18 protein-coding genes are annotated in these 20135 nt (G+C 52.5%); 9 read left to right on the forward strand and 9 right to left on the reverse strand.

What is annotated here, in order from left to right; genetic code table 11:
- Position 1: 1 nt before the first annotated feature.
- Together yidA and EDC54_RS13055 are read right to left on the reverse strand one after the other, a co-directional pair.
- On the reverse strand, positions 2–817 hold the full coding sequence (gene yidA, locus EDC54_RS13050; RefSeq protein WP_132456982.1) for a sugar-phosphatase: 816 nt from the start codon (positions 815–817) through the stop codon (positions 2–4).
- Positions 818–1166: 349 nt separating this feature from the next.
- A complete protein-coding gene (locus tag EDC54_RS13055) occupies positions 1167–2609 on the reverse strand; it encodes a 6-phospho-beta-glucosidase (RefSeq protein ID WP_132456985.1) in 1443 nt (480 codons plus the stop codon).
- Between the two features lie 269 nt (positions 2610–2878).
- Here EDC54_RS13055 and EDC54_RS13060 point away from each other — a divergent pair, with 269 nt between their 5' ends.
- Entirely contained in the window at positions 2879–3892 is a 1014-nt protein-coding gene (locus EDC54_RS13060) for a LacI family DNA-binding transcriptional regulator (protein ID WP_132456988.1), read from the forward strand.
- Positions 3893–4202: 310 nt separating this feature from the next.
- Positions 4203–5393 carry an MFS transporter gene (locus EDC54_RS13065; protein ID WP_132456991.1) on the forward strand — a complete coding sequence of 397 codons (1191 nt, stop codon included), beginning with the start codon at positions 4203–4205 and terminating at the stop codon, positions 5391–5393.
- Positions 5394–5553: 160 nt separating this feature from the next.
- Here EDC54_RS13065 and gyrB read toward each other — a convergent pair whose 3' ends face one another.
- From gyrB to dnaA, 4 genes are all read right to left on the reverse strand, one after another.
- Positions 5554–7971 (reverse strand): DNA topoisomerase (ATP-hydrolyzing) subunit B, encoded by a 2418-nt coding sequence (gene gyrB / locus EDC54_RS13070; protein ID WP_132456994.1) that lies wholly within the window; start codon positions 7969–7971, stop codon positions 5554–5556.
- Positions 7972–7989: 18 nt separating this feature from the next.
- A complete protein-coding gene (recF, locus tag EDC54_RS13075) occupies positions 7990–9075 on the reverse strand; it encodes a DNA replication/repair protein RecF (RefSeq protein WP_132456997.1) in 1086 nt (361 codons plus the stop codon).
- A 145-nt stretch (positions 9076–9220) separates the two neighbouring features.
- The gene (gene dnaN / locus EDC54_RS13080) at positions 9221–10321 is read right to left on the reverse strand and encodes a DNA polymerase III subunit beta (protein ID WP_132457221.1); all 1101 of its coding nucleotides are present in this window, start codon (positions 10319–10321) and stop codon (positions 9221–9223) included.
- 4 nt (positions 10322–10325) lie between these two features.
- Positions 10326–11720, reverse strand: coding sequence for a chromosomal replication initiator protein DnaA (dnaA, locus tag EDC54_RS13085; RefSeq protein WP_132457000.1), 1395 nt, complete (start codon positions 11718–11720; stop codon positions 10326–10328).
- A 643-nt stretch (positions 11721–12363) separates the two neighbouring features.
- Between dnaA and rpmH the strand changes: the two genes are divergently transcribed.
- From rpmH to mnmE, 5 genes are all read left to right on the forward strand, one after another.
- Entirely contained in the window at positions 12364–12504 is a 141-nt protein-coding gene (gene rpmH, locus EDC54_RS13090) for a 50S ribosomal protein L34 (protein WP_004093983.1), read from the forward strand.
- An 18-nt stretch (positions 12505–12522) separates the two neighbouring features.
- Positions 12523–12882, forward strand: a complete 360-nt coding sequence (rnpA, locus tag EDC54_RS13095) for a ribonuclease P protein component (protein ID WP_132457003.1) — start codon at positions 12523–12525, stop codon at positions 12880–12882.
- The gene (yidD, locus tag EDC54_RS13100; RefSeq protein WP_129707533.1) at positions 12846–13103 is read left to right on the forward strand and encodes a membrane protein insertion efficiency factor YidD; all 258 of its coding nucleotides are present in this window, start codon (positions 12846–12848) and stop codon (positions 13101–13103) included. The genes rnpA and yidD overlap by 37 nt, the downstream gene beginning before the upstream one ends.
- A gap of 2 nt (positions 13104–13105) precedes the next feature.
- A complete protein-coding gene (gene yidC / locus EDC54_RS13105; protein ID WP_132457006.1) occupies positions 13106–14740 on the forward strand; it encodes a membrane protein insertase YidC in 1635 nt (544 codons plus the stop codon).
- Positions 14741–14854: 114 nt separating this feature from the next.
- Positions 14855–16219 carry a tRNA uridine-5-carboxymethylaminomethyl(34) synthesis GTPase MnmE gene (gene mnmE, locus EDC54_RS13110; protein WP_132457009.1) on the forward strand — a complete coding sequence of 455 codons (1365 nt, stop codon included), beginning with the start codon at positions 14855–14857 and terminating at the stop codon, positions 16217–16219.
- A gap of 112 nt (positions 16220–16331) precedes the next feature.
- Here the strand turns inward: mnmE and EDC54_RS13115 are convergent, their stop codons facing one another.
- A complete protein-coding gene (locus EDC54_RS13115) occupies positions 16332–16661 on the reverse strand; it encodes a DMT family transporter (protein WP_132457012.1) in 330 nt (109 codons plus the stop codon).
- An 11-nt stretch (positions 16662–16672) separates the two neighbouring features.
- Complete coding sequence (locus EDC54_RS13120) at positions 16673–16993, reverse strand: DMT family transporter (protein ID WP_165904314.1); 321 nt, start codon at positions 16991–16993, stop codon at positions 16673–16675.
- 882 nt (positions 16994–17875) lie between these two features.
- Here EDC54_RS13120 and EDC54_RS13125 point away from each other — a divergent pair.
- Positions 17876–18709 (forward strand): acyltransferase family protein, encoded by an 834-nt coding sequence (locus EDC54_RS13125; RefSeq protein ID WP_329957847.1) that lies wholly within the window; start codon positions 17876–17878, stop codon positions 18707–18709.
- A gap of 46 nt (positions 18710–18755) precedes the next feature.
- Here the strand turns inward: EDC54_RS13125 and EDC54_RS13130 are convergent, their stop codons facing one another.
- Positions 18756–19607 (reverse strand): SDR family oxidoreductase, encoded by an 852-nt coding sequence (locus EDC54_RS13130; protein ID WP_132457018.1) that lies wholly within the window; start codon positions 19605–19607, stop codon positions 18756–18758.
- Between the two features lie 86 nt (positions 19608–19693).
- Between EDC54_RS13130 and EDC54_RS13135 the strand changes: the two genes are divergently transcribed.
- Positions 19694–20086, forward strand: coding sequence for a winged helix-turn-helix transcriptional regulator (locus EDC54_RS13135; protein ID WP_132457021.1), 393 nt, complete (start codon positions 19694–19696; stop codon positions 20084–20086).
- Positions 20087–20135: the final 49 nt, after the last annotated feature.

A 20135-nucleotide genomic window follows, 5' to 3' on the forward strand; every position in this document is an offset into this window, starting at 1 on the left:
TTCACTTATTCAGCACAAATTTCTCAATCGCGTAGGCGACACCGTCTTCCCTGTTGGTTTTGGTGACAAACTGACTGACCGCTTTCACCGACTCAACCGCATTGCCCATCGCTACGCCCAACCCGGCATACTCCAGCATCGCCAAATCATTTTCCTGATCCCCCAGCGTCATGACGCTTTCGCGCGGAATATTGAGGTGCTCCGCCAACATCCTCACGCCTTCGCCTTTGTTAACGCGCTTATCCAGTATTTCCAGATAGTATTCCGCGCTCTTCATGATGGTGTAACGTTCAAAATCTTCCGGTGGGATCTGGCTGATAGCGCGGTCTAATATCTCAGGATCATCAATCATCATCACTTTCGGGAACGTCAGGCTGCGATCCATTTCCTCAACCGCACGGTACTTCAGGGGCATCCCGGTCAGGTGAGATTCGTGAATGGTGTAAGGGCTGATGTCTTTATTGGCGGTATAGACGAAGTTAAAGTCCAATGCATGGAAATGCACGCCCAGTTTGCTGGCCAGCGCTTCAAAATGGAGATAATCGTCAAAGCTCAGCGTGGTTTGCGCCACGCAGTCGCCGTTGCTCGTACGTTGCACCAGCGCGCCGTTATTGGTGATGCAATAACACCCTTCCTGCTGCAAATCCAGTTCCATCAAGTAGCGTTCGACACCGATATAAGGGCGCCCCGTCGCCAATACGACCTGCACACCTTGCTCACGGGCGGCGGCAATCGCGGCTTTCACCGCAGGCGAGATTCTATTTTCGGGCGTCAGCAACGTCCCGTCCATATCAATAGCGATCAGTTTTACAGACATAATTTTTCCAGCATCAGGAGACCTGCCTTCATGCTAACGCGATTCAGCGATGAAGTCGTTAGTGAAATAGACGGGATGACAGACATATGACGCACACTCTCTGGCACCGGCCTCTTAGTCACATTGTTATGCAAATACAGAAACCGTTTCGTGCGCCGCGTCCCTGCAGCTCATCCTAAGCCTGCCATCTCCTCGGCATAATTTCTTACGCCAGGAATAACGCCAACCCCGCTTGCACACTACATTAATTTGCATAAGAGCTCATCCTGGAGAAGTGATTAACACGGACAAGAAAAAACCGTGCGGTTAAGCACGGCCTGTGTGACACGCGTTCTCTCAGGGCAATCGGTTATAGCTCAGCCCCGTTGCTGGCTATCACCTTTTTATACCAGTCGAAGCTCTTTTTCTTCGCGCGCTTGAACGTGCCGGTGCCGTCGTCATGTTTATCCACGTAGATAAAGCCGTAGCGCTTGCTGTACTGGCCGGTCGTGAACGACACACAATCGATGCAGCCCCACGGAGTGTAGCCCATCAGCGCCACGCCGTCTTCTACGACGGCTTTCTTCATCTGCTCAATGTGCGCCTTGAGGTATTCGATACGGTAATCGTCATTAATCCTGCCGTCGGCTTCCACGCGATCCACCGCGCCAAAACCATTTTCGACAATGAACATCGGCTTCTGGTAGCGCTCGTAGAAACTGTTCAGCACATAACGCAGGCCAACCGGATCGATCTGCCAGCCCCATTCTGAGGCCTTCACATGCGGATTTTTCACACCGCCGTCAAACCCCGCAATCGCATCCTCGGTTTTCCGACCTTTCGCCACCAGTTGCACCGCATTACTCATGTAGTAGCTAAAGCCCAGATAATCCGCGCACCCTTCACGCAGCGTCTGTTCATCTTCCGGCTGCATATCAATCTGGTAGCCTTTGCGCGCCCACTCTTTCAGGATGTAGGACGGATAGTAGCCGCGCAGTTGAACGTCACCGAACAGGTGGCGTTCACGCATCGCTTCCTGCGCAAACATCACGTCATCCGGATGGCACGACCACGGATAGAGCGGCACCAGCGCCAGCATGCAGCCGATTTTGAAATCCGGGTTAATGTCATGACCCAATTTCACCACTTTCGCACTGGCGACAAATTGATGGTGCAGCGTCTGGTACATCGCCTGCTCCGGCTTGTCGTGATCGGTAAAAATCACACCGGAACAACAATAGCCAAACAGCGGGTACTGCCAGTTGCGCTGATTGTTGATCTCGTTGAAGGTCATCCAGTATTTCACTTTGGACCGGTAACGCGTCATCACCACTTCACTGTAGCGCACGAAAAAATCCACCACCTTGCGGTTCAACCAGCCGCCATACTGCTTAACCAGATGATGCGGCATTTCAAAGTGCGACAGCGTAATGACGGGTTCGATGTTGTACTTCAGCAGCTCATCGAACAGGTCATCATAAAATTGCAGGCCCGCTTCATTCGGCTCCAGTTCGTCGCCATTAGGGAAAATACGCGTCCAGGCAATCGAGGTACGAAAACATTTGAAGCCCATTTCGGCAAACAGGGCAATATCCTGCTTATAGTGGGAATAGAACTCCACCGCCTGGTGGTTCGGATAACTGACGCCGGGCTGTACGCCATCGGTAATCACACGGTCAACGCCGTGGGCGCCGCCGGACAAAACGTCGCAAATGCTGACGCCTTTGCCGCCTTGATCCCAACCACCTTCAACCTGATGCGCCGCTACTGCACCACCCCACAGAAAGTCTTTCGGTAATTGTTCAACAGACATCTTCTTTCCTTCTCATTTCAGGGGTACGAATTATTGACTGACAAAGCAAAAATCTTATTCATACCGCCCTTTACCGTTTGTTTTTTATCATTCAAGCAAGACATAAAATAATATGCAACCGGTTTCATAACGGCATTGCCATTTTTTGAAGACGATCATAAACAGCATCATCTATCTGGACATATATTTATCCCTGCATTCGTCATTGATGATAAAAAAGAAGGAATTATCCCTATAATGGCAGCAGAACAGGAGAACAGGGAAGTACGATGGTAACCATGCTCGATGTGGCGAAAAAAGCGGGTGTCTCAAAAGCCACCGTATCACGCGTACTGACAGGGAATAACTACGTCAGCAAAACTACCCGGGAACGGGTATTTTGGGCGATCGAAGAGATCGGCTATCGACCCAACCTACTGGCGCGTCAGCTTGCGACGAACAAGTCGCAATGTATCGGTTTGGTCGTAACCAATACGCTCTACAGCGGGCCTTATTTCAGCGAACTGCTGTTCCAGACGGCCACCATGATGGAAAAATATGGGCGCCAGCTCATTATGGCCGACGGTAAACACAGCGCAGAAGAAGAGCGGGAAGCCATCCAGTTTTTGCTCGATTTACGCTGCGACGCCGTCATTATCTATCCACGCTTTCTTTCTATCGACGCACTGGAAAGCATTATCGAACAACACGAACAGCCGATAATGGTGGTGAATCGCACCCTGCATCAGCACAGCGACAACGGTATTTGCGCCGATCATCAACAACATAGCTGCGATGCCGTTAAATATCTGATTACGCAGGGCCACCATGATATTGCGTTTATCTGCGGTTCAGCCAATTCGCCAACCGGTACAAGCCGGCTCGCAGGGTATCGACAAGCCTTAGCAGAAAACGGTATCCCCTGCATTGACAGCCTGATTGCCGTGGGAAACTGGACCTATGACAGCGGTTATACGGCAACAAAGGCGCTGCTACAGCAGGCTCCTACCTTCAGCGCGCTGGTCGCAAGCAACGACGATATGGCGATTGGCGCGGCGAAAGCGCTACGCGAGCACGGCTTTGTCCTACCGCAGGATATCTCGCTACTAGGGTTCGACGATTTGCCGATGGCCTCATGGTTCTACCCGCCACTGACGACCGTCCATGTTCCCGTCGCCGAGATGATCAAGTACACTCTGGAGAAACTGCTGTCCCGGTTGGAAGGCGAAACCCTCCTGCCTGTGCCTGACTTCAAAGGCGAACTGATTATCCGCGACTCCGTCAGTAAAGGCCCCGCCGCCTAATCCCCACGACGATGTTATCGTCATGGCACGCCAGCCTATTCTGTCGAAATACGGGTATCAGTCTTCACCCCGGGTGATATAAGTAATATGCTAACCTCATGATCCATTTACCAGAGAGCGACGCCCCGTTCTTGCGCCCGCTCTCACAAGAACAAAATCGACAGACTCTTAGGCTACACCCGAAATCGTTTGAGTTGCAGGAAGGCAGCGACGTCGTGAACGCTCCGTCCCTTACTGATGTCAGGGCGGGGGTGAATGAGAAAAGCCAATGCACATGCAGCTTAAGGCACTACGGGTATGTAAAGATAATATGAAATTCATAAAATTACCGCTACTGGCGCAAATCTCCTCCGTGCATCTGGTCAGCCACTTCCATATGATGGTGCTGCCTGCGCTTATTCCGTTGCTGTCAGCTCAGCGCGATATCAGCTTTGTTGAACTGGGTTTCGCACTCAGCGTGTTCAACATCGTCTCCGCCTGCGTACAGACGCCCATCGGCTTTATGGTGGATCGCTTAGGCGCACGCCGAACGCTAACCGCCGGGCTAACGCTCGGCAGCCTCTGCTTTTTTTCTCTCGGCTTTTTCGGCAGCTATACCTGGCTGCTCGCTGCGATGGCGATGGCGGGCATCGCCAATGCGGTTTACCATCCGGCGGATTACGCTTTGCTGTCGCGCGGAATTGACGAAACACGCATGGGCCGCGCCTTCTCAATACATACCTTCTCCGGCTTTCTGGGCACGGCAATCGCCCCCGGTATTTTGCTGGCCGTTGCGGCCTTTTCCGGCATTAACAGCGCGTTCATCGTTTCCGGCGTCATTGGCTTACTTGCCGTTCCGCTCCTGCTGAGCGAACATGATGAGCCAGTCCGGATCCAGCCGGCCTCAACGGTGAAAAACCAGCCGGGTAAATCACGCGCTCCCGTTTTCACACTGCCGATTCTGGCGCTATTGATCCTGTTCCTGCTGCTCAATCTGAGTACCGGTTCAATTCAGAACTTCTCGGTCACGGCGTTGGTGACCGGTTACGACTTACCGCTTTCACAGGCCAATGTGGTGCTCACCGCATTCCTGTTCTCCAGCGCGTTTGGCGTGTTGGCCGGTGGCGCGCTGGCGGATAAAACCAAACGCCACGGTCTGGTTGCAACTGCGGCGCTGGCGCTGACCGCCGTCCTGGTCAGCATCGTCGCCATTTATCCCTTACCCACCGTTGTGCTGGTACCGCTGCTGGGTACCGCCGGTTTCCTTTCCGGCATGATTGCGCCCTCACGGGATATGCTGGTGCGCGCCGCCTCTCCGCCCGGCGCGGAAGGACGGGTTTTCGGTATTGTTTCCACCGGCTTCAACATTGGTGGCGCGGCCGGGCCGGTGCTGTTCGGCTGGCTGCTGGATCACGGTCATCCTCAGGCGATTTTCTGGTCTGCCGTTATCTTTATGCTGATCACCTCATTTATTACGTTGCTACAGGAAATGCGCAGCATCAGACGACGTGCGCTGGCCTGATAAAGGCGTAAAAACGTAGGGAATGTTTTTCAACGTCGCTTGCGACGGCCCCAAAGGTGGCGAGCAGTAAGCTCGCCATAAAAAAACCAGCTCCGCTGGGAGCTGGCTGAGGCTACGAATAAAACCGATCGCGCGGTGATAATGGAAGAACCTATCTACATCAGATATCGATATTCATCGCTTTCAGGGCGTTCTCTTCAATGAACGCGCGACGGGGTTCAACGGCATCCCCCATCAGCGTCGTGAACAGCTCGTCAGCGGCAATCGCATCTTTGACGGTCACGCGCAGCATACGGCGGCTGGTCGGATCCATTGTGGTTTCCCACAGCTGTTCCGGATTCATTTCACCCAGACCTTTATAACGCTGAACCGCCAGACCACGGCGCGATTCTTTCACCAGCCAATCCAGCGCCTGCTCAAAGCTGGCAACCGGCTGACGACGCTCGCCACGTTCGATGTACGCGTCTTCTTCAATCAGGCCACGCAGTTTTTCACCTAATTGGTTCAGCTTGCGATATTCACTCCCCGCAATGAACCCCGTACCGAGCAGATAATCCGTATCGACGCCGTGAGTACGCACGCGCAGCGCCGGTTCAAACACGCTACGCTCTTCGTCGTGGTGAATAACAAAGCTGTACGTACTGCCGTGCAGTTCATTTTCGTTCAGGCTGTTAACCAATGATTCCACCCAAGCTACGACCCGTTCACGTTCGCCCAAATCGGCTTCGGACAGCGTGGGCTGATAAATCAGACGATTCAGCAGCGCACGCGGGAAGCGGCGCTCCATGCGGCCAATCAGCTTCTGTACGGCATAGTGTTCAGACACCAGTTTCTCCAGCGGCTCGCCCGCTAATGCCGGGGCATGCGCGTTGGTATGCAATGTCGCGCCGTCCAGCGCCAGCATAATCTGGTACTGGTCCATCGCTTCGTCATCTTTGATGTACTGTTCCTGCTTGCCTTTCTTCACCTTATACAGCGGCGGCTGCGCGATATAAACGTGGCCACGCTCGATGATTTCAGGCAACTGACGATAAAAGAACGTCAGCAGCAGAGTACGAATGTGCGACCCATCCACGTCCGCATCGGTCATGATGATGATGCTGTGATAGCGCAGTTTATCCGGGTTGTATTCATCGCGGCCAATGCCGCAGCCCAGTGCGGTGATCAGCGTCGCCACTTCCTGCGAGGAGAGCATCTTGTCGAAACGGGCTTTCTCTACGTTCAGAATTTTACCCTTCAGCGGCAGAATCGCCTGATTCTTACGGTTACGCCCCTGCTTGGCAGATCCCCCCGCCGAGTCCCCTTCCACCAGATACAATTCGGACAGCGCCGGGTCACGCTCCTGACAGTCAGCCAGCTTACCCGGCAGGCCTGCCAGATCCAGCGCCCCTTTACGGCGGGTCATATCACGCGCTTTACGCGCCGCTTCACGCGCACGCGCGGCATCGATAATTTTGCCGACCACGATTTTGGCGTCTGACGGATTTTCCATCAGATAGTCCACCAGTTTTTCGTTCATCAACGATTCAACGGCGGTTTTCACCTCGGAAGACACCAGTTTGTCTTTGGTCTGTGAGGAGAACTTCGGATCCGGCACTTTCACGGAAACCACGGCAATCAGCCCTTCACGCGCGTCGTCGCCGGTGGCGCTGATTTTGGCTTTCTTGCTGTAGCCTTCTTTATCCATGTAATTATTCAGCGTGCGGGTCATGGCGGCGCGGAAACCAGCCAGGTGCGTCCCACCGTCGCGCTGAGGAATATTATTGGTAAAGCAGTAAATGTTTTCCTGAAAGCCGTCGTTCCACTGCAACGCCACTTCAACGCCGATGTCATCTTTCATCGTCGAGAAATAGAATACGGTCGGATGGATCGGCGTCTTATTCCGGTTAAGGTAATCAACAAACGCCTTGATACCGCCTTCATAATGGAAGTGATCGGCTTTATCTTTCACACGCTCGTCGATCAAACGAATAGACACGCCGGAGTTAAGGAAGGACAACTCGCGAAGGCGCTTAGCCAGAATGTCGTACTCAAACTCGACCACGTTGGTGAAGGTTTCCAGACTTGGCCAGAAACGCACCGTGGTGCCGGTTCTGTTGGTCTCGCCCGTCACCGCCAGCGGCGCCTGTGACACACCGTGGCTGTAGATCTGCTCATGAACTTTCCCGTCACGGTGGATAACCAGCTTCAGTTTTTCCGACAGGGCGTTAACCACGGAAACCCCTACGCCGTGCAGGCCGCCGGAGACTTTATAGGAGTTATCGTCGAACTTGCCCCCCGCATGCAGCACGGTCATGATGACCTCCGCCGCGGAAATCCCTTCTTCTTCGTGAATCCCCGTCGGGATACCGCGCCCGTCATCCTGCACCGATACCGAGTTATCAGCATGGATTGTAATGACAATATCTTTACAATATCCAGCGAGCGCTTCGTCGATAGCGTTGTCCACAACCTCGAATACCATGTGATGCAGACCGGTACCGTCATCCGTATCGCCGATATACATACCTGGGCGTTTACGTACCGCATCCAGCCCTTTCAATACCTTGATACTTGAGGAGTCATAAGAATTCGACATCAACGTTTCTCGCTCATTTTAGTCCTGTGATTGAACCGTTATTTTACCCTGTTCTACGCGGAACATCTTGCCCTTTTCGCCAACCATATCGCCTATCTGCTCAGCGCTGACGGCGCTGACAAAAACCTGGGCATGGGTGGCTTTCAACCGTTCGGCCAGCAAACGGCGGCGGGTACTATCCAGTTCGGAAGCAAAATCATCGATCAGATACAGACAGCGCAGTCCGTTCTGACGGGTGAGAAATTCACCCTGAGCCAGCCTCAGCGCACACATCAGCAACTTGAGCTGGCCACGGGACAGCATATCCTCGACCGCCACGCCGCTGGCGCGAATGCGGAAATCGGCTTTATGCGGCCCAAGCGCCGTATAGCCTAACATACGGTCGCGTTCGAACTGCCGTTCAAGCAGTTCGGCATACTCACTTTCTCTGTCCCAACCGCGCTGGAAAGAAAAACTGAGAGAAAACTCAGGTAAAAACTGCGTACAGGTTGCGGCAATATCATCGGCAATCGCCTCAGCGTATTGCGCACGCCATTCGCTAATCCGCGCCGCCAGCGGCACCAGTTCCTGATCCCAGGCTCTGAGCTGCCCGTAATGGCTCGTCTGACGCAGCGCGGCATTGCGTTGCCGCAGCAGGCGCTTCAGGTTGCTCCACGCCGCAAAGAAACCGGGTTCATTGTGGAAACAGCCCCAGTCAAGAAAGGCGCGACGATATTTCGGTCCGCCGTTGAGCAGGGTAAATCCTTCCGGCGTGATCAGCTGTATCGGCAGCAAGTGCGCCAGCTCCGCGACTTTATGACCATCGCTGCCGTCAATGCGCACCTTGCTATCACCCTGACGGTTTTTGCTCAACCCAACGGCGCGCTCCGTTTCCGTTCCGTCAATGCGACCATGCAGCACAAATTCCGGCTGTTCATGGCGAATGACGCGCGCGGCTTGCACGCTGCGGAACGCCCGCCCATGTCCCAGCGTATAGATGGCTTCCAGCACGCTGGTTTTACCGCTGCCGTTGGCGCCAACCAGAAAATTGAAGCCGGGTGCCAACGCCAGATCGGCCGCCTCGATATTGCGGAAATCTTTAATAAGAAGACGAGTAAGGGCCATGTTGCAGATATCTTATATGGGAGGGCGTTATTGTCGCAGGCCAGTTGCGTGCGGACAGCGCACAGCAACCGGAGCGTACACAGAGTACGTGAGGATTGCGAGCACTGCCCAATCGCAAATGGGCAAGTAAAATAGCCCGATAATTCTACAACCGCATGGGCATGACGACATAGGCCGCCGCCCGACTGGCGCTATCTTCAATCTGCACGCTGGACACGGAATCCGTCAGCAGCAAACGGACATCCTCACACTTCAGCGCATTTAGCACATCCAGCACATAGCTGACATTGAAGCCGATCTCCATTTCAGTGCCGTCATACTGCACATCCAGAATTTCTTCCGCTTCTTCCTGTTCCGGGTTGTTGGCCGTAATTTTAAGCTGATTCTGGATAAGATGCAGACGCACGCCGCGGAATTTCTCATTCGACAAAATCGCCGCACGCGAGAAGGCCTGCTTGAGTAAATCGCAGCTGGCTTCCAGCGTCTTATCCGGATTTTTCGGCAAAACGCGACGATAGTCAGGGAAACGGCCATCAACCAGCTTCGATGTGAAAATAAAGTCACCGACGTGCGCACGAATGTTATTGCTGCCGATTTGCAGTTGCAGCGGCGTATCGCCGCCGTCGAGCAAACGCGCCAGTTCCATCACGCCTTTACGCGGTACGATCACCGAATGAGAAGGCAGGGACTGCCCCACCGGCATGGCGCAAACCGCCAAACGGTGGCCGTCGGTCGCGACCGTGCGCAGTTCTTCACCTTCGGTTTCGAACAGCATACCGTTGAGATAATAGCGAACATCCTGATGCGCCATCGAAAATTGCGTCGCTTCGATCAAACGCTTCATCGTCGCCTGCGGCAAAGAGAACTCAACGTCGCTCTGCCAGTCATCCAGATTAGGAAAATCCGCGGCGGGGAGCGTCGACAGCGAGAAACGGCTGCGCCCGGAGCGCACCAGCATACGATCGCCATCCAGCATAATGGTGATCTCGGCGCCGTCCGGCAGGCCGCGGCAAATATCAAACAGTTTGCGGGCAGGCACCGTGGTCGCCCCCGGCTCGTGCGGCTGCGTCAGCGCCACTTTCGCCACCATCTCCATTTCCAGATCGGTACCGGTCAGCGACAGCGCGCCTTCCGTCACCTGAATCAGCAGGTTACCCAGGATCGGTAAAGTCGGTCGGCCACCTAACGGACTGCTGACCTGTTGCAATGGCTTTAACAGACGCTCGCGTTCAACAATAAATTTCATCATATTATGAAGATAATGTTCTGATTAAATTGGAAAAATCTTCTTTGATGTCGTGACTCTCTTCACGCAACTGCTCGATTTTACGGCAGGCATGCAACACCGTCGTATGGTCACGCCCGCCGAAAGCATCGCCGATTTCCGGCAGGCTGTGATTCGTCAGTTCTTTCGCCAACGCCATCGCCATCTGGCGCGGACGCGCCACCGAGCGGGAACGGCGTTTAGACAGCAGGTCGGCTACCTTAATTTTATAGTATTCCGCCACGGTCTTTTGAATATTGTCGATAGTAACCAGTTTTTCCTGCAACGCCAGCAGATCGCGCAGCGCCTCGCGGACAAAATCGATGGTGATAGAGCGGCCGGTAAAATTGGCGTTGGCGATGACGCGGTTCAACGCGCCCTCAAGCTCACGCACATTGGAGCGCAGACGTTTGGCAATAAAGAACGCGACTTCGCCGGGCAGGCGAATATCATTTTCATCCGCCTTTTTCATCAGGATCGCCACGCGGGTTTCCAGCTCTGGCGGTTCGATCGCGACCGTTAACCCCCAGCCAAAGCGGGATTTCAAACGATCTTCCACGCCGTTGATCTCTTTCGGATAGCGGTCGGAGGTCAGAATGATTTGTTGGTTCCCTTCCAGCAGCGCATTAAAGGTATGAAAGAACTCTTCCTGCGAGCGCTCTTTATTCGCGAAGAACTGGATATCATCGATCAGTAGCGCATCGACGGAACGATAGTAGCGTTTGAACTCCTCAATCGCGTTGTTCTGCAACGCCTTTACCATATCCTGAACGAAACGCTCGGAGTGCATATAAACCACTTTGGCATTGGGCTTACGGGCAATGATGCCATTCCCCACCGCATGCAACAGGTGCGTTTTACCCAGGCCGGTGCCGCCGTAAAGAAACAGCGGGTTATACGCGCCGCCTGGGTTGTCGGCCACCTGACGCGCTGCCGCGCGCGCCAACTGGTTAGACTTACCCTCAACGAAATTATCAAACGTATGCTTGGGGTTCACGTTGGAACGGTAAGTATGCTCAGCCTGAACAGGCGAATTATCCCAGCTTGGGCGTATCGGCGCGGTGCGGGCGTTGTGCTGCGGCGCGACACTGCCGCTGTGTTGCGACTGAACTGGCTGACTGACAGCCTGAACCAGCGGTTTACTGCCGACTTCAAAACGCAGCAAAGGGGCGTCCATCCCACAAAAATCATTCAGCAGGACATTGATATTATTTAAGTATTTATCACGAACCCAATCCAGCACAAAGCGATTAGGGGCATAGAGCGCCAGAGTGTTATCACTCAGCTCCGCCTGTAACGGGCGTATCCACATACTGAATTCTGTGGCAGGTAACTCATCCTGCAAACGGGCAAGACACTGCTGCCAAAGCGAAAGCGACACGGCGGACTCCACTCGAACAAGAACGATCACCAAGAAAAGAATAAGACGTTATTTATGTGACTCATGATTTTTATGCCTGCGCCATCCACCATCGCTTCATACACGATATCAGATGCCAGACACTCGCAGCGCGGCGGTTTGCCCTGACGATCCGATAAAAGGATCGCTAACGGGACCGCGGATCATAACCTAATACGCCCAAGAGATCTTCCCCTTCCTCACAGTTTCGATCCTTTTTATCCACAGGCTATTCTTATGCCTCCCCTTGACAGCACGCCAGACACGCGGTTCGCACAGATTTCATCCGTCCCGATAATAAAGAAGGCGACACCGGGCCTGAAAACACGATCGCGATCCGGCCAGAGCGATCGTTGCAGGATCCTTGCGCTTTATTATAGAGTCCGTATAATTCCTTGCCCGCGCGCTTACGCCTTTTCTGTGCTCAGCCAGACAGAAACCCCCAAAAGAATGGGAATGGCTGGCATGTGACGCGTGATGTTAATTGACTCAGGACTGTACAATTATTACAATCCTGCCTCTTTCAGATTGTGATATGCGATTGAGGCGTCGGTCATTTTCACGCCGAGTAGCCAAACGCGTTTACTGTGAAGTTATAATTATCCAAGTTTAGGTAGAAATCGCCATGAAACGCACTTTCCAACCGTCCGTATTGAAGCGTAACCGTAGCCACGGTTTCCGTGCTCGTATGGCCACTAAAAATGGTCGTCAGGTTCTGGCCCGCCGTCGTGCGAAAGGCCGTACTCGTCTGACCGTTTCTAAGTAATAAAAGCTAACCCACCGAGTGGTTAAGCTCGCTTTTCCCAGGGAGTTACGTTTGTTAACTCCCAGCCATTTCACTTTCGTCTTCCAGCAACCGCAACGGGCGGGCACGCCGCAAATCACCATCCTCGGCCGCCTGAACTCGCTGGGGCATCCCCGCATCGGTCTTACCGTCGCCAAAAAGCATGTCAAACGTGCTCATGAACGTAATCGGATTAAACGTCTGACGCGTGAAAGTTTTCGCCTGCACCAACATTCATTGCCTTCAATGGATTTTGTCGTCATCGCGAAAAAAGGGGTGTCTGAACTGGATAACCGTACTCTGACGGAAGCATTGGAAAAATTATGGCGTCGGCACTGTCGTTTGGCTCCCGACTGTTGATCGGGTTGATACGCGGTTATCAACTCTTCATCAGCCCGTTACTTGGACCACATTGCCGGTTTCGGCCAACGTGTTCACAATACGGTATTGAGGCAATACGCAGGTTCGGCATGATAAAAGGCTGTTGGTTGACGCTTAAACGCGTATTAAAATGCCACCCTTTGAACCCTGGTGGTGATGATCCCGTACCGCCAAAAACCGACAATAACAGAGAACATTAACGATGGATTCGCAACGCAATCTTCTTGTCATCGCTCTGCTATTCGTAACCTTTATGCTCTGGCAGGCCTGGGAAACGGATAAAAATCCGCCAGCAACCACGCAGGCCATACAGCAGGCGACGAACACAGCGAACGATGATGCTACCCACCAGGGCGTGCCGGGAAGTGCTCAAGGCAAATTGATCACAGTGAAAACCGATGTGTTATCTCTGGCGATCAACACCCGTGGCGGTGATATTGAACAGGCATATCTGCTGGGTTACCCGGATACGCTGGGTTCAGATAAACCGTTCCACCTTCTGGAAACCACATCGGAGTTCGTCTATCAGGCGCAAAGCGGCCTGACCGGCAAGAACGGCCCGGACAACCCGGCGAACGGCCCGCGTCCGCTGTATACCACGACGCAAGATAGCTTCGAACTGGCGGATGGCCAGAACGAACTGCGTATTCCGCTGACGTATACCGCGGCAGACGGCGTGACTTACACCAAAACGTTCGTTCTGAAACGTGGCGATTATGCACTGAACGTTGACTACAGCGTTAACAACAGCAGCGATCAACCGCTGGAACTGACGCTGTTCGGTCAGTTAAAGCAGTCCATCGACTTGCCTAAACACCGCGATACCGGCAGCAGCAACTTTGCGCTGCATACCTATCGTGGCGCCGCCTTCTCTTCCAGCGAAGACAAGTACCAGAAGTACAGCTTCAGCGATATGGAAGAAAATCTGAACATCACCACCAACGGTGGCTGGGTGGCGATGCTGCAACAATACTTCGCAACCGCCTGGATCCCAACCACGGCTGGCGCGAATACGTTCTATACCAGCAATCTGGGTAATGGTCAGGCCGCTATTGGTTTCAAAGCCGCGCCGGTGGTTGTCGCCGCAGGCAGCCAGCAAAACCTGAACGCCACCCTGTGGGTCGGCCCGGAAATTCAGGATAAAATGGCCGCTGTCGCGCCGCATCTGGATCTGACCGTGGATTACGGCTGGCTGTGGTTTATTTCTCAGCCGCTGTTTAAGCTCCTGAAATTCCTGCATAGCTTTATCGGTAACTGGGGCTTCTCCATCATCGCCATTACCTTTATTGTGCGCGGTATCATGTATCCGTTGACGAAAGCGCAATACACCTCGATGGCGAAAATGCGCTTGCTGCAACCTAAATTGCAGGCCATGCGCGAGCGTATTGGCGATGACAAACAGCGCATGAGTCAGGAAATGATGGCGCTGTACAAGTCAGAGAAAGTAAACCCGCTGGGTGGCTGCTTCCCGTTGCTGATTCAGATGCCTATCTTCCTGGCGCTGTATTACATGCTGATGGGCTCCGTTGAGCTGCGTCACGCGCCGTTCGCCCTGTGGATCCATGACCTGTCGGCGCAAGACCCGTACTATATTCTGCCGATCCTGATGGGTGTGACGATGTTCTTCATTCAGAAGATGTCGCCGACCACAGTGACCGATCCGATGCAGCAGAAGATCATGACCTACATGCCGGTCATTTTTACGGTCTTCTTCCTGTGGTTCCCGTCAGGTCTGGTGCTGTACTACATTGTCAGCAACCTGGTGACGATCCTCCAGCAGCAGCTGATTTACCGCGGACTGGAAAAACGCGGCCTGCACAGCCGTGAGAAAAAATAATCCGGTTGGCGGGTAAACAAAACAGCGTAAGGCGGTCATTGACCGCCTTCTTTTTTAGCCGCCGTTTTATCGTAAAATAGCCTGTATGACAGGTTTTAACGCAGAGAGAGCGCCATGAGTAATACCGACACCATCGTCGCCCAAGCCACGCCACCGGGACGCGGCGGGGTAGGTATTTTACGCATATCAGGACAGGCGGCAGCCAGGGTAGCGCAAGCCGTTCTGGGGAAACTCCCCAAGCCGCGCTACGCAGATTATTTACCATTTCGCGACGCCAACGGCGCCACGCTCGATCAGGGCATCGCCCTCTGGTTTCCCGGCCCGCACTCCTTTACCGGTGAGGACGTGCTGGAGCTTCAGGGACACGGTGGTCCGGTCATTCTTGATTTACTTCTGCAACGCATTCTGATGCTGCCAAACGTGCGCATTGCACGCCCCGGTGAGTTTTCTGAACGCGCTTTCCTGAATGACAAACTCGACCTCGCGCAGGCGGAAGCCATTGCCGACCTGATCGACGCCAGTTCGGAACAGGCGGCTCGCTCGGCGCTGAACTCCCTGCAAGGCGTTTTTTCCACCCGTATAAATCAGTTGGTGGAAGCACTTACTCACCTGCGGATCTACGTCGAAGCTGCTATCGACTTCCCGGATGAAGAGATCGACTTTCTCTCCGATGGCAAAATTGAAGCACAGCTCAACGGCGTGATGGCCGATCTGGATGCCGTCCGGGCACAAGCACATCAGGGCAGCCTGCTGCGTGAAGGGATGAAGGTCGTGATTGCGGGGCGACCTAATGCCGGTAAGTCCAGCTTACTCAATGCGTTAGCGGGCCGCGAAGCCGCAATTGTGACGGATATCGCCGGTACGACACGCGATGTGCTACGTGAACATATTCATATCGACGGGATGCCGCTGCATATCATTGATACCGCCGGACTGCGCGATGCCAGCGACGAAGTGGAACGCATTGGCATCGAACGCGCCTGGCAGGAAATCGAACAGGCCGATCGCGTGCTGTTCATGGTTGACGGCACCACCACACAAGCGGTGGATCCCGAACAAATCTGGCCTGAATTCATGGCTCGACTGCCAAAAACGCTGCCGATTACCGTGGTGCGTAATAAGGCAGACATCACAGGCGAAGAGCTTGGCATCGAGAGTGTGAGTACACACTCACTTATTCGCCTTTCTGCCCGCACGGGTGAAGGCGTAGACACGCTGCGTGACCACCTCAAGCAAAGTATGGGGTTCACCAGCAATACGGAAGGCGGTTTTCTGGCACGACGTCGCCATTTGCAAGCGCTGGAACGGGCAGCCCAACATCTGGTTCAGGGTAAAGACCAGTTGGTGAGCGCCTACGCGGGAGAACTGCTGGCGGAAGAGCTACGACTGGCCCAGCAGGCTTTAAGTGAAATCACCGGTGAATTCACATCCGATGATCTGTTAGGGCGTATTTTCTCCAGCTTCTGTATTGGCAAGTAATGCTGCGTCTGTAAGCGCCCACTCACTTCCACCGCTCCCGCATAGCTGCCTGTTATGCGGGATTTTTTGTTCCATCGATGTCTATTCTTCCACGGTATTTCCGGAAAGACGGTTAGGCTGATGTCTTTTCTGAACGATTAAGCTGAATAACGCCGTAAACAATAAGCGCAATCCCGGCAATGTTAGAGGCGCTCATCGCCTCACCAAACCATACCCAACCCGCGAGAGCGACAAGTAGCGTACCCAGCCCCGTCCAGACAGCGTAAGCTACGCTGGCGGGGATCACCTTCAGTATGAAAGAAAACAGATACAGTACGATCAGGTAACCCAGTAAAGCAGTTCCCCCAATGAGAGGTCGACTGAAACCGTCTGACATTTTAAGCAATAGCGTCGAAAAGGACTCTGTCACGATCATACCCAGTAGCAACAGCCAGTATTTCACCTTACCTCCGTTTAACCGTTCATACTCAGCAGAGCAATTCCCGCTATAACACAAAGCGTCCCCACGATTTTGTATGCAGGCAGCCGGATTTTGAGAAAAAAGCGGTCAAAAACCAGCAGAAACAATGCAACGGTGCCGCTCCAGAGCGCATGCGTCAGAGCCACAGGAAGATAAGTCAGTGCCAGTGACAACAGGACGGTTGAGCCGCTATAACAGCCCACAGAGGTTAATGTGAATGCCGGCTTGCGAAAATTATCCGATCTCTGGATGGCTAGCGTGCCAACCGTGCTGCATACGGCACCAGCAAAGATGATAAGAAGAGCGAAGTTCATAACATCCTTCATTTTAGGATAGCGAATAAAGCGCTTAACAATTATGTGGGCCGATATTACCTGCTTATCAACTGAAGTTCCAAAGTCGGGTGAACGATCCGGCGGGTAAATCTTCGCGTTCGCTCCGCGTTACTGACGGCAGAAGCCGAAATGATCGGTATGCGAACGCTTGTGACCATCCGAAAAAAATAACAAGGTGTGTATTGCCCTAAAATAACTCTGTAAACGTTATCTCTCGATGTGGCGAATAACAGAAATGACGTCTAAGCTATTCTGGCGTTCCCCCCCAGGGGAAAATCGAAATTTATCTGACTTTTTTAAAAAACGCTGGTGCTATGACTAACCTAAAAAAGTTTCTCTTTATTCACTATGAAAATAAATAACAACATATTTATTTAGTTATTATTTAATCACACCAAGAAAAATTTTAGAAAATTAACAATATCACATTTTCTTTTCTAAAGAGGCTTGCCTCTTTTTCGTCGAACTTATTAAATCGGAGATGAAAATGGATAGTATCACTACCGTCAAAGACGTTAACGCCCCACGCGGGAAAAACAACATCCTGATAAAAAGAACGGCTAAGTGATATCCTCCCAATCTGCCCTCGCTAAGCGGCATACGTATTATCGCCGCCGTTTTGGTTTATCTTTTTCATACCACATTAGTGAATATGTTAGACATTTTTTCCGATAAGCAAATCAGCGATGCTTACACCTTCCTCTTAAGCAAAGCAGGATGGATGAGCGTTTCATTCTTTTTTATCTTAAGCGGCTTTGTCATAAGCTGGTCATCTCCATCTGTTCCCACCCCCCTTAATTTTTATAAAAGCGGCTTGCAAAAATATATCCCGTAAATATTTTTGTTATATTTATCATCGTCATCACAGGAATAATCAGCATCAACCACGTTCATATCTGGCTACCCAACCTGCTCTTAATACAGACCTGGATACCGCACGAAGAAAATTATATTGGCGGGAACACGCCCAGTTGGTTTATATCCGTTATTGTGTTTTTTTACATTATTTTCCCATTTATATTTAAGTTAATAAAAAACATAAACACCAATTATTTATGGATGTCATTACTATTGTGCTATATTGCAATCATTGCGATTGATAGTGCGATATATACTTTATTACCTTCCGTACCGTTAATCGAAGGCTGGCCTTTTATGGTGGGCGAGATTCAATTTTGGCTTGCCTATACCTTCCCTCCTGCGCGCGTTTTTGAATTCATCATCGGTATGCTGCTGTCACGTATTATTCTGGAGGGGAGGTGGATATCCGTTTCTGTCACCACAAGCGTCACTCTGCTTGTTTTAGCGTATTGTCTCGATCTTTTCATGCCATTCCTGCTCAGCCTGAAACTGGTTGCCCTGATTCCGCTGACATTACTGATAGGCTCACTCGCGGTTAACGACTTAAGAGAGAAACATTCCTTTTTACATTCAAAACCAATGCAATGGTTAGGAAATATTTCTTTTGGATTCTACATGATCCATTTTTTCATCCTGAAAATTTTAGCGGCATGGACCGACGGCGCTCGGTACGACACAATGAGTGCAATACTGCTGATCGTGCTCGCTGGAGTAGTCAGCCTTGTCGCCAGCTGGCTGCTTTATACATTCATTGAAAAGCCTATCGGCCATTTTCTTACCGCCAAAAAGAACAAAACATCAGCAACCCAGGAATCGTCTCTTAAGACGCAATAACAGGAAGTCCGATCGGCTCAGCGTAATGCAGAGCCGATCGTTAACCTTATTTCAGCGTCGCTCTCACAACGGCGGACAACGGTGTCGTCGCTCGGCCAATTAAGCGACTCAATTGCTTACCATCATCAAACAGGCCGCCTTTTGATGCCCCGACATCTGAATCGGCAACAACCGCCGCTAAAGCATCCGGCAGCCCGACAGAGACCAGCGCTGCGGTGAAGTCCGTTTCAGACAGATTGCGATAGCCAATATTTTTACCCGACTGCTTGCTAATCTCTGCGGCCAGATCCGCCAGCGTGTAAGACTCGTCACCCGCCAGTTCGTAAACTTTACCCGCCTGCCCCTCCTGCGTGAGTACCGCTACTGCGGCGGCGGCAAAATCATCACGGGTTGCAGAGGAAATTTTCCCTTCGCCTGCGCTGCCAATAAATACGCCGTGCTTTAACGCCTCTGGAATACTGCCCGCATAATTTTCGGTATACCAACCGTTGCGTAACAATACGTGTGGTAAGCCCGAATCCTTAAGCAGCGCTTCGGTTTTGTTGTGCTCTTCCGCCAGCGCCAACGGGGATTTATCGGCATGCAGGAGGCTGGTATACGCGACTAATTTCACCCCCGCCTTGACCGCAGCCTCAATCACGTTGCGGTGTTGCGCCACGCGCTGCCCTACCTCGCTGGAAGAGATCAGCAATAGTTTGTTCACGCCTTGCAACGCGGCCTCCAGCGACGCTGGCTGAGTGTAATCAGCCGCTTTTACCTGCACGCCACGCGCCGACAAATCAGTGACTTTATTTACATCGCGCACCAGCGCGACGACGTCATTCGCCGGAACCTTTTCCAACAATTGTTCGATAACCAAGCGACCCAGTTGGCCGGATGCACCAGTAATAGCAATCATCTCAAGCTCCTTTCATTGACAGGTAGTGACTGGCATAATATCGGCAAAGCTAACTTTTAGTAAGTACATACACAAAGGTAAGTATAGTGACGCCTTCCAACACATCGGAAAATTTATTGCGGTCTGTTTTGCCCTCAGGCGATGTCTTCGCTGAGAAATGTCCGTCCCGCCAGATACTAAACCACGTTACCAGCCGTTGGGGCGTGCTGATTCTGATCGCATTACTTGATGGCACACACCGTTTCAGCCAACTGCGCCGTCGCATCGGCGGCGTAAGCGAGCGTATGCTGGCGCAGACCCTGCAATGGCTGGAAAACGATGGTTTTGTGCTGCGAACCGCTTATCCGGTTGTGCCGCCACACGTTGAATACAGCCTGACGCCGTTAGGTAAAGACGTTGGCGAGCGGGTAAAAGATTTGGCGCTATGGATTGAAGAAAATCTGAGCGATATTCTGGCGGCACAACACTCAAGTGAATAACGGTCAGGTAAACGGCGTACCTCCTGAAGCACGCTCCTTACTCAGGAAG

Origin of the sequence: Samsonia erythrinae, assembly GCF_004342665.1 — a bacterium.
In the GTDB taxonomy this organism is placed as follows: domain Bacteria; phylum Pseudomonadota; class Gammaproteobacteria; order Enterobacterales; family Enterobacteriaceae; genus Samsonia; species Samsonia erythrinae.

Bases quoted from the DNA above. Each gene is read 5' to 3' on its own strand.
- EDC54_RS13065 (WP_132456991.1), top strand. From the start codon at position 4,203: ATGAAATTCATAAAATTACCGCTACTGGCGCAAATCTCCTCCGTGCAT.
- yidC (WP_132457006.1), top strand. From the start codon at position 13,106: ATGGATTCGCAACGCAATCTTCTTGTCATCGCTCTGCTATTCGTAACC.
- yidD (WP_129707533.1), top strand. From the start codon at position 12,846: ATGGCGTCGGCACTGTCGTTTGGCTCCCGACTGTTGATCGGGTTGATA.
- dnaN (WP_132457221.1), bottom strand. From the start codon at position 10,321: ATGAAATTTATTGTTGAACGCGAGCGTCTGTTAAAGCCATTGCAACAG.
- yidA (WP_132456982.1), bottom strand. From the start codon at position 817: ATGTCTGTAAAACTGATCGCTATTGATATGGACGGGACGTTGCTGACG.
- EDC54_RS13130 (WP_132457018.1), bottom strand. From the start codon at position 19,607: ATGATTGCTATTACTGGTGCATCCGGCCAACTGGGTCGCTTGGTTATC.
- recF (WP_132456997.1), bottom strand. From the start codon at position 9,075: ATGGCCCTTACTCGTCTTCTTATTAAAGATTTCCGCAATATCGAGGCG.
- mnmE (WP_132457009.1), top strand. From the start codon at position 14,855: ATGAGTAATACCGACACCATCGTCGCCCAAGCCACGCCACCGGGACGC.
- EDC54_RS13120 (WP_165904314.1), bottom strand. From the start codon at position 16,993: ATGAACTTCGCTCTTCTTATCATCTTTGCTGGTGCCGTATGCAGCACG.
- EDC54_RS13060 (WP_132456988.1), top strand. From the start codon at position 2,879: ATGGTAACCATGCTCGATGTGGCGAAAAAAGCGGGTGTCTCAAAAGCC.
- EDC54_RS13055 (WP_132456985.1), bottom strand. From the start codon at position 2,609: ATGTCTGTTGAACAATTACCGAAAGACTTTCTGTGGGGTGGTGCAGTA.
- rpmH (WP_004093983.1), top strand. From the start codon at position 12,364: ATGAAACGCACTTTCCAACCGTCCGTATTGAAGCGTAACCGTAGCCAC.
- gyrB (WP_132456994.1), bottom strand. From the start codon at position 7,971: ATGTCGAATTCTTATGACTCCTCAAGTATCAAGGTATTGAAAGGGCTG.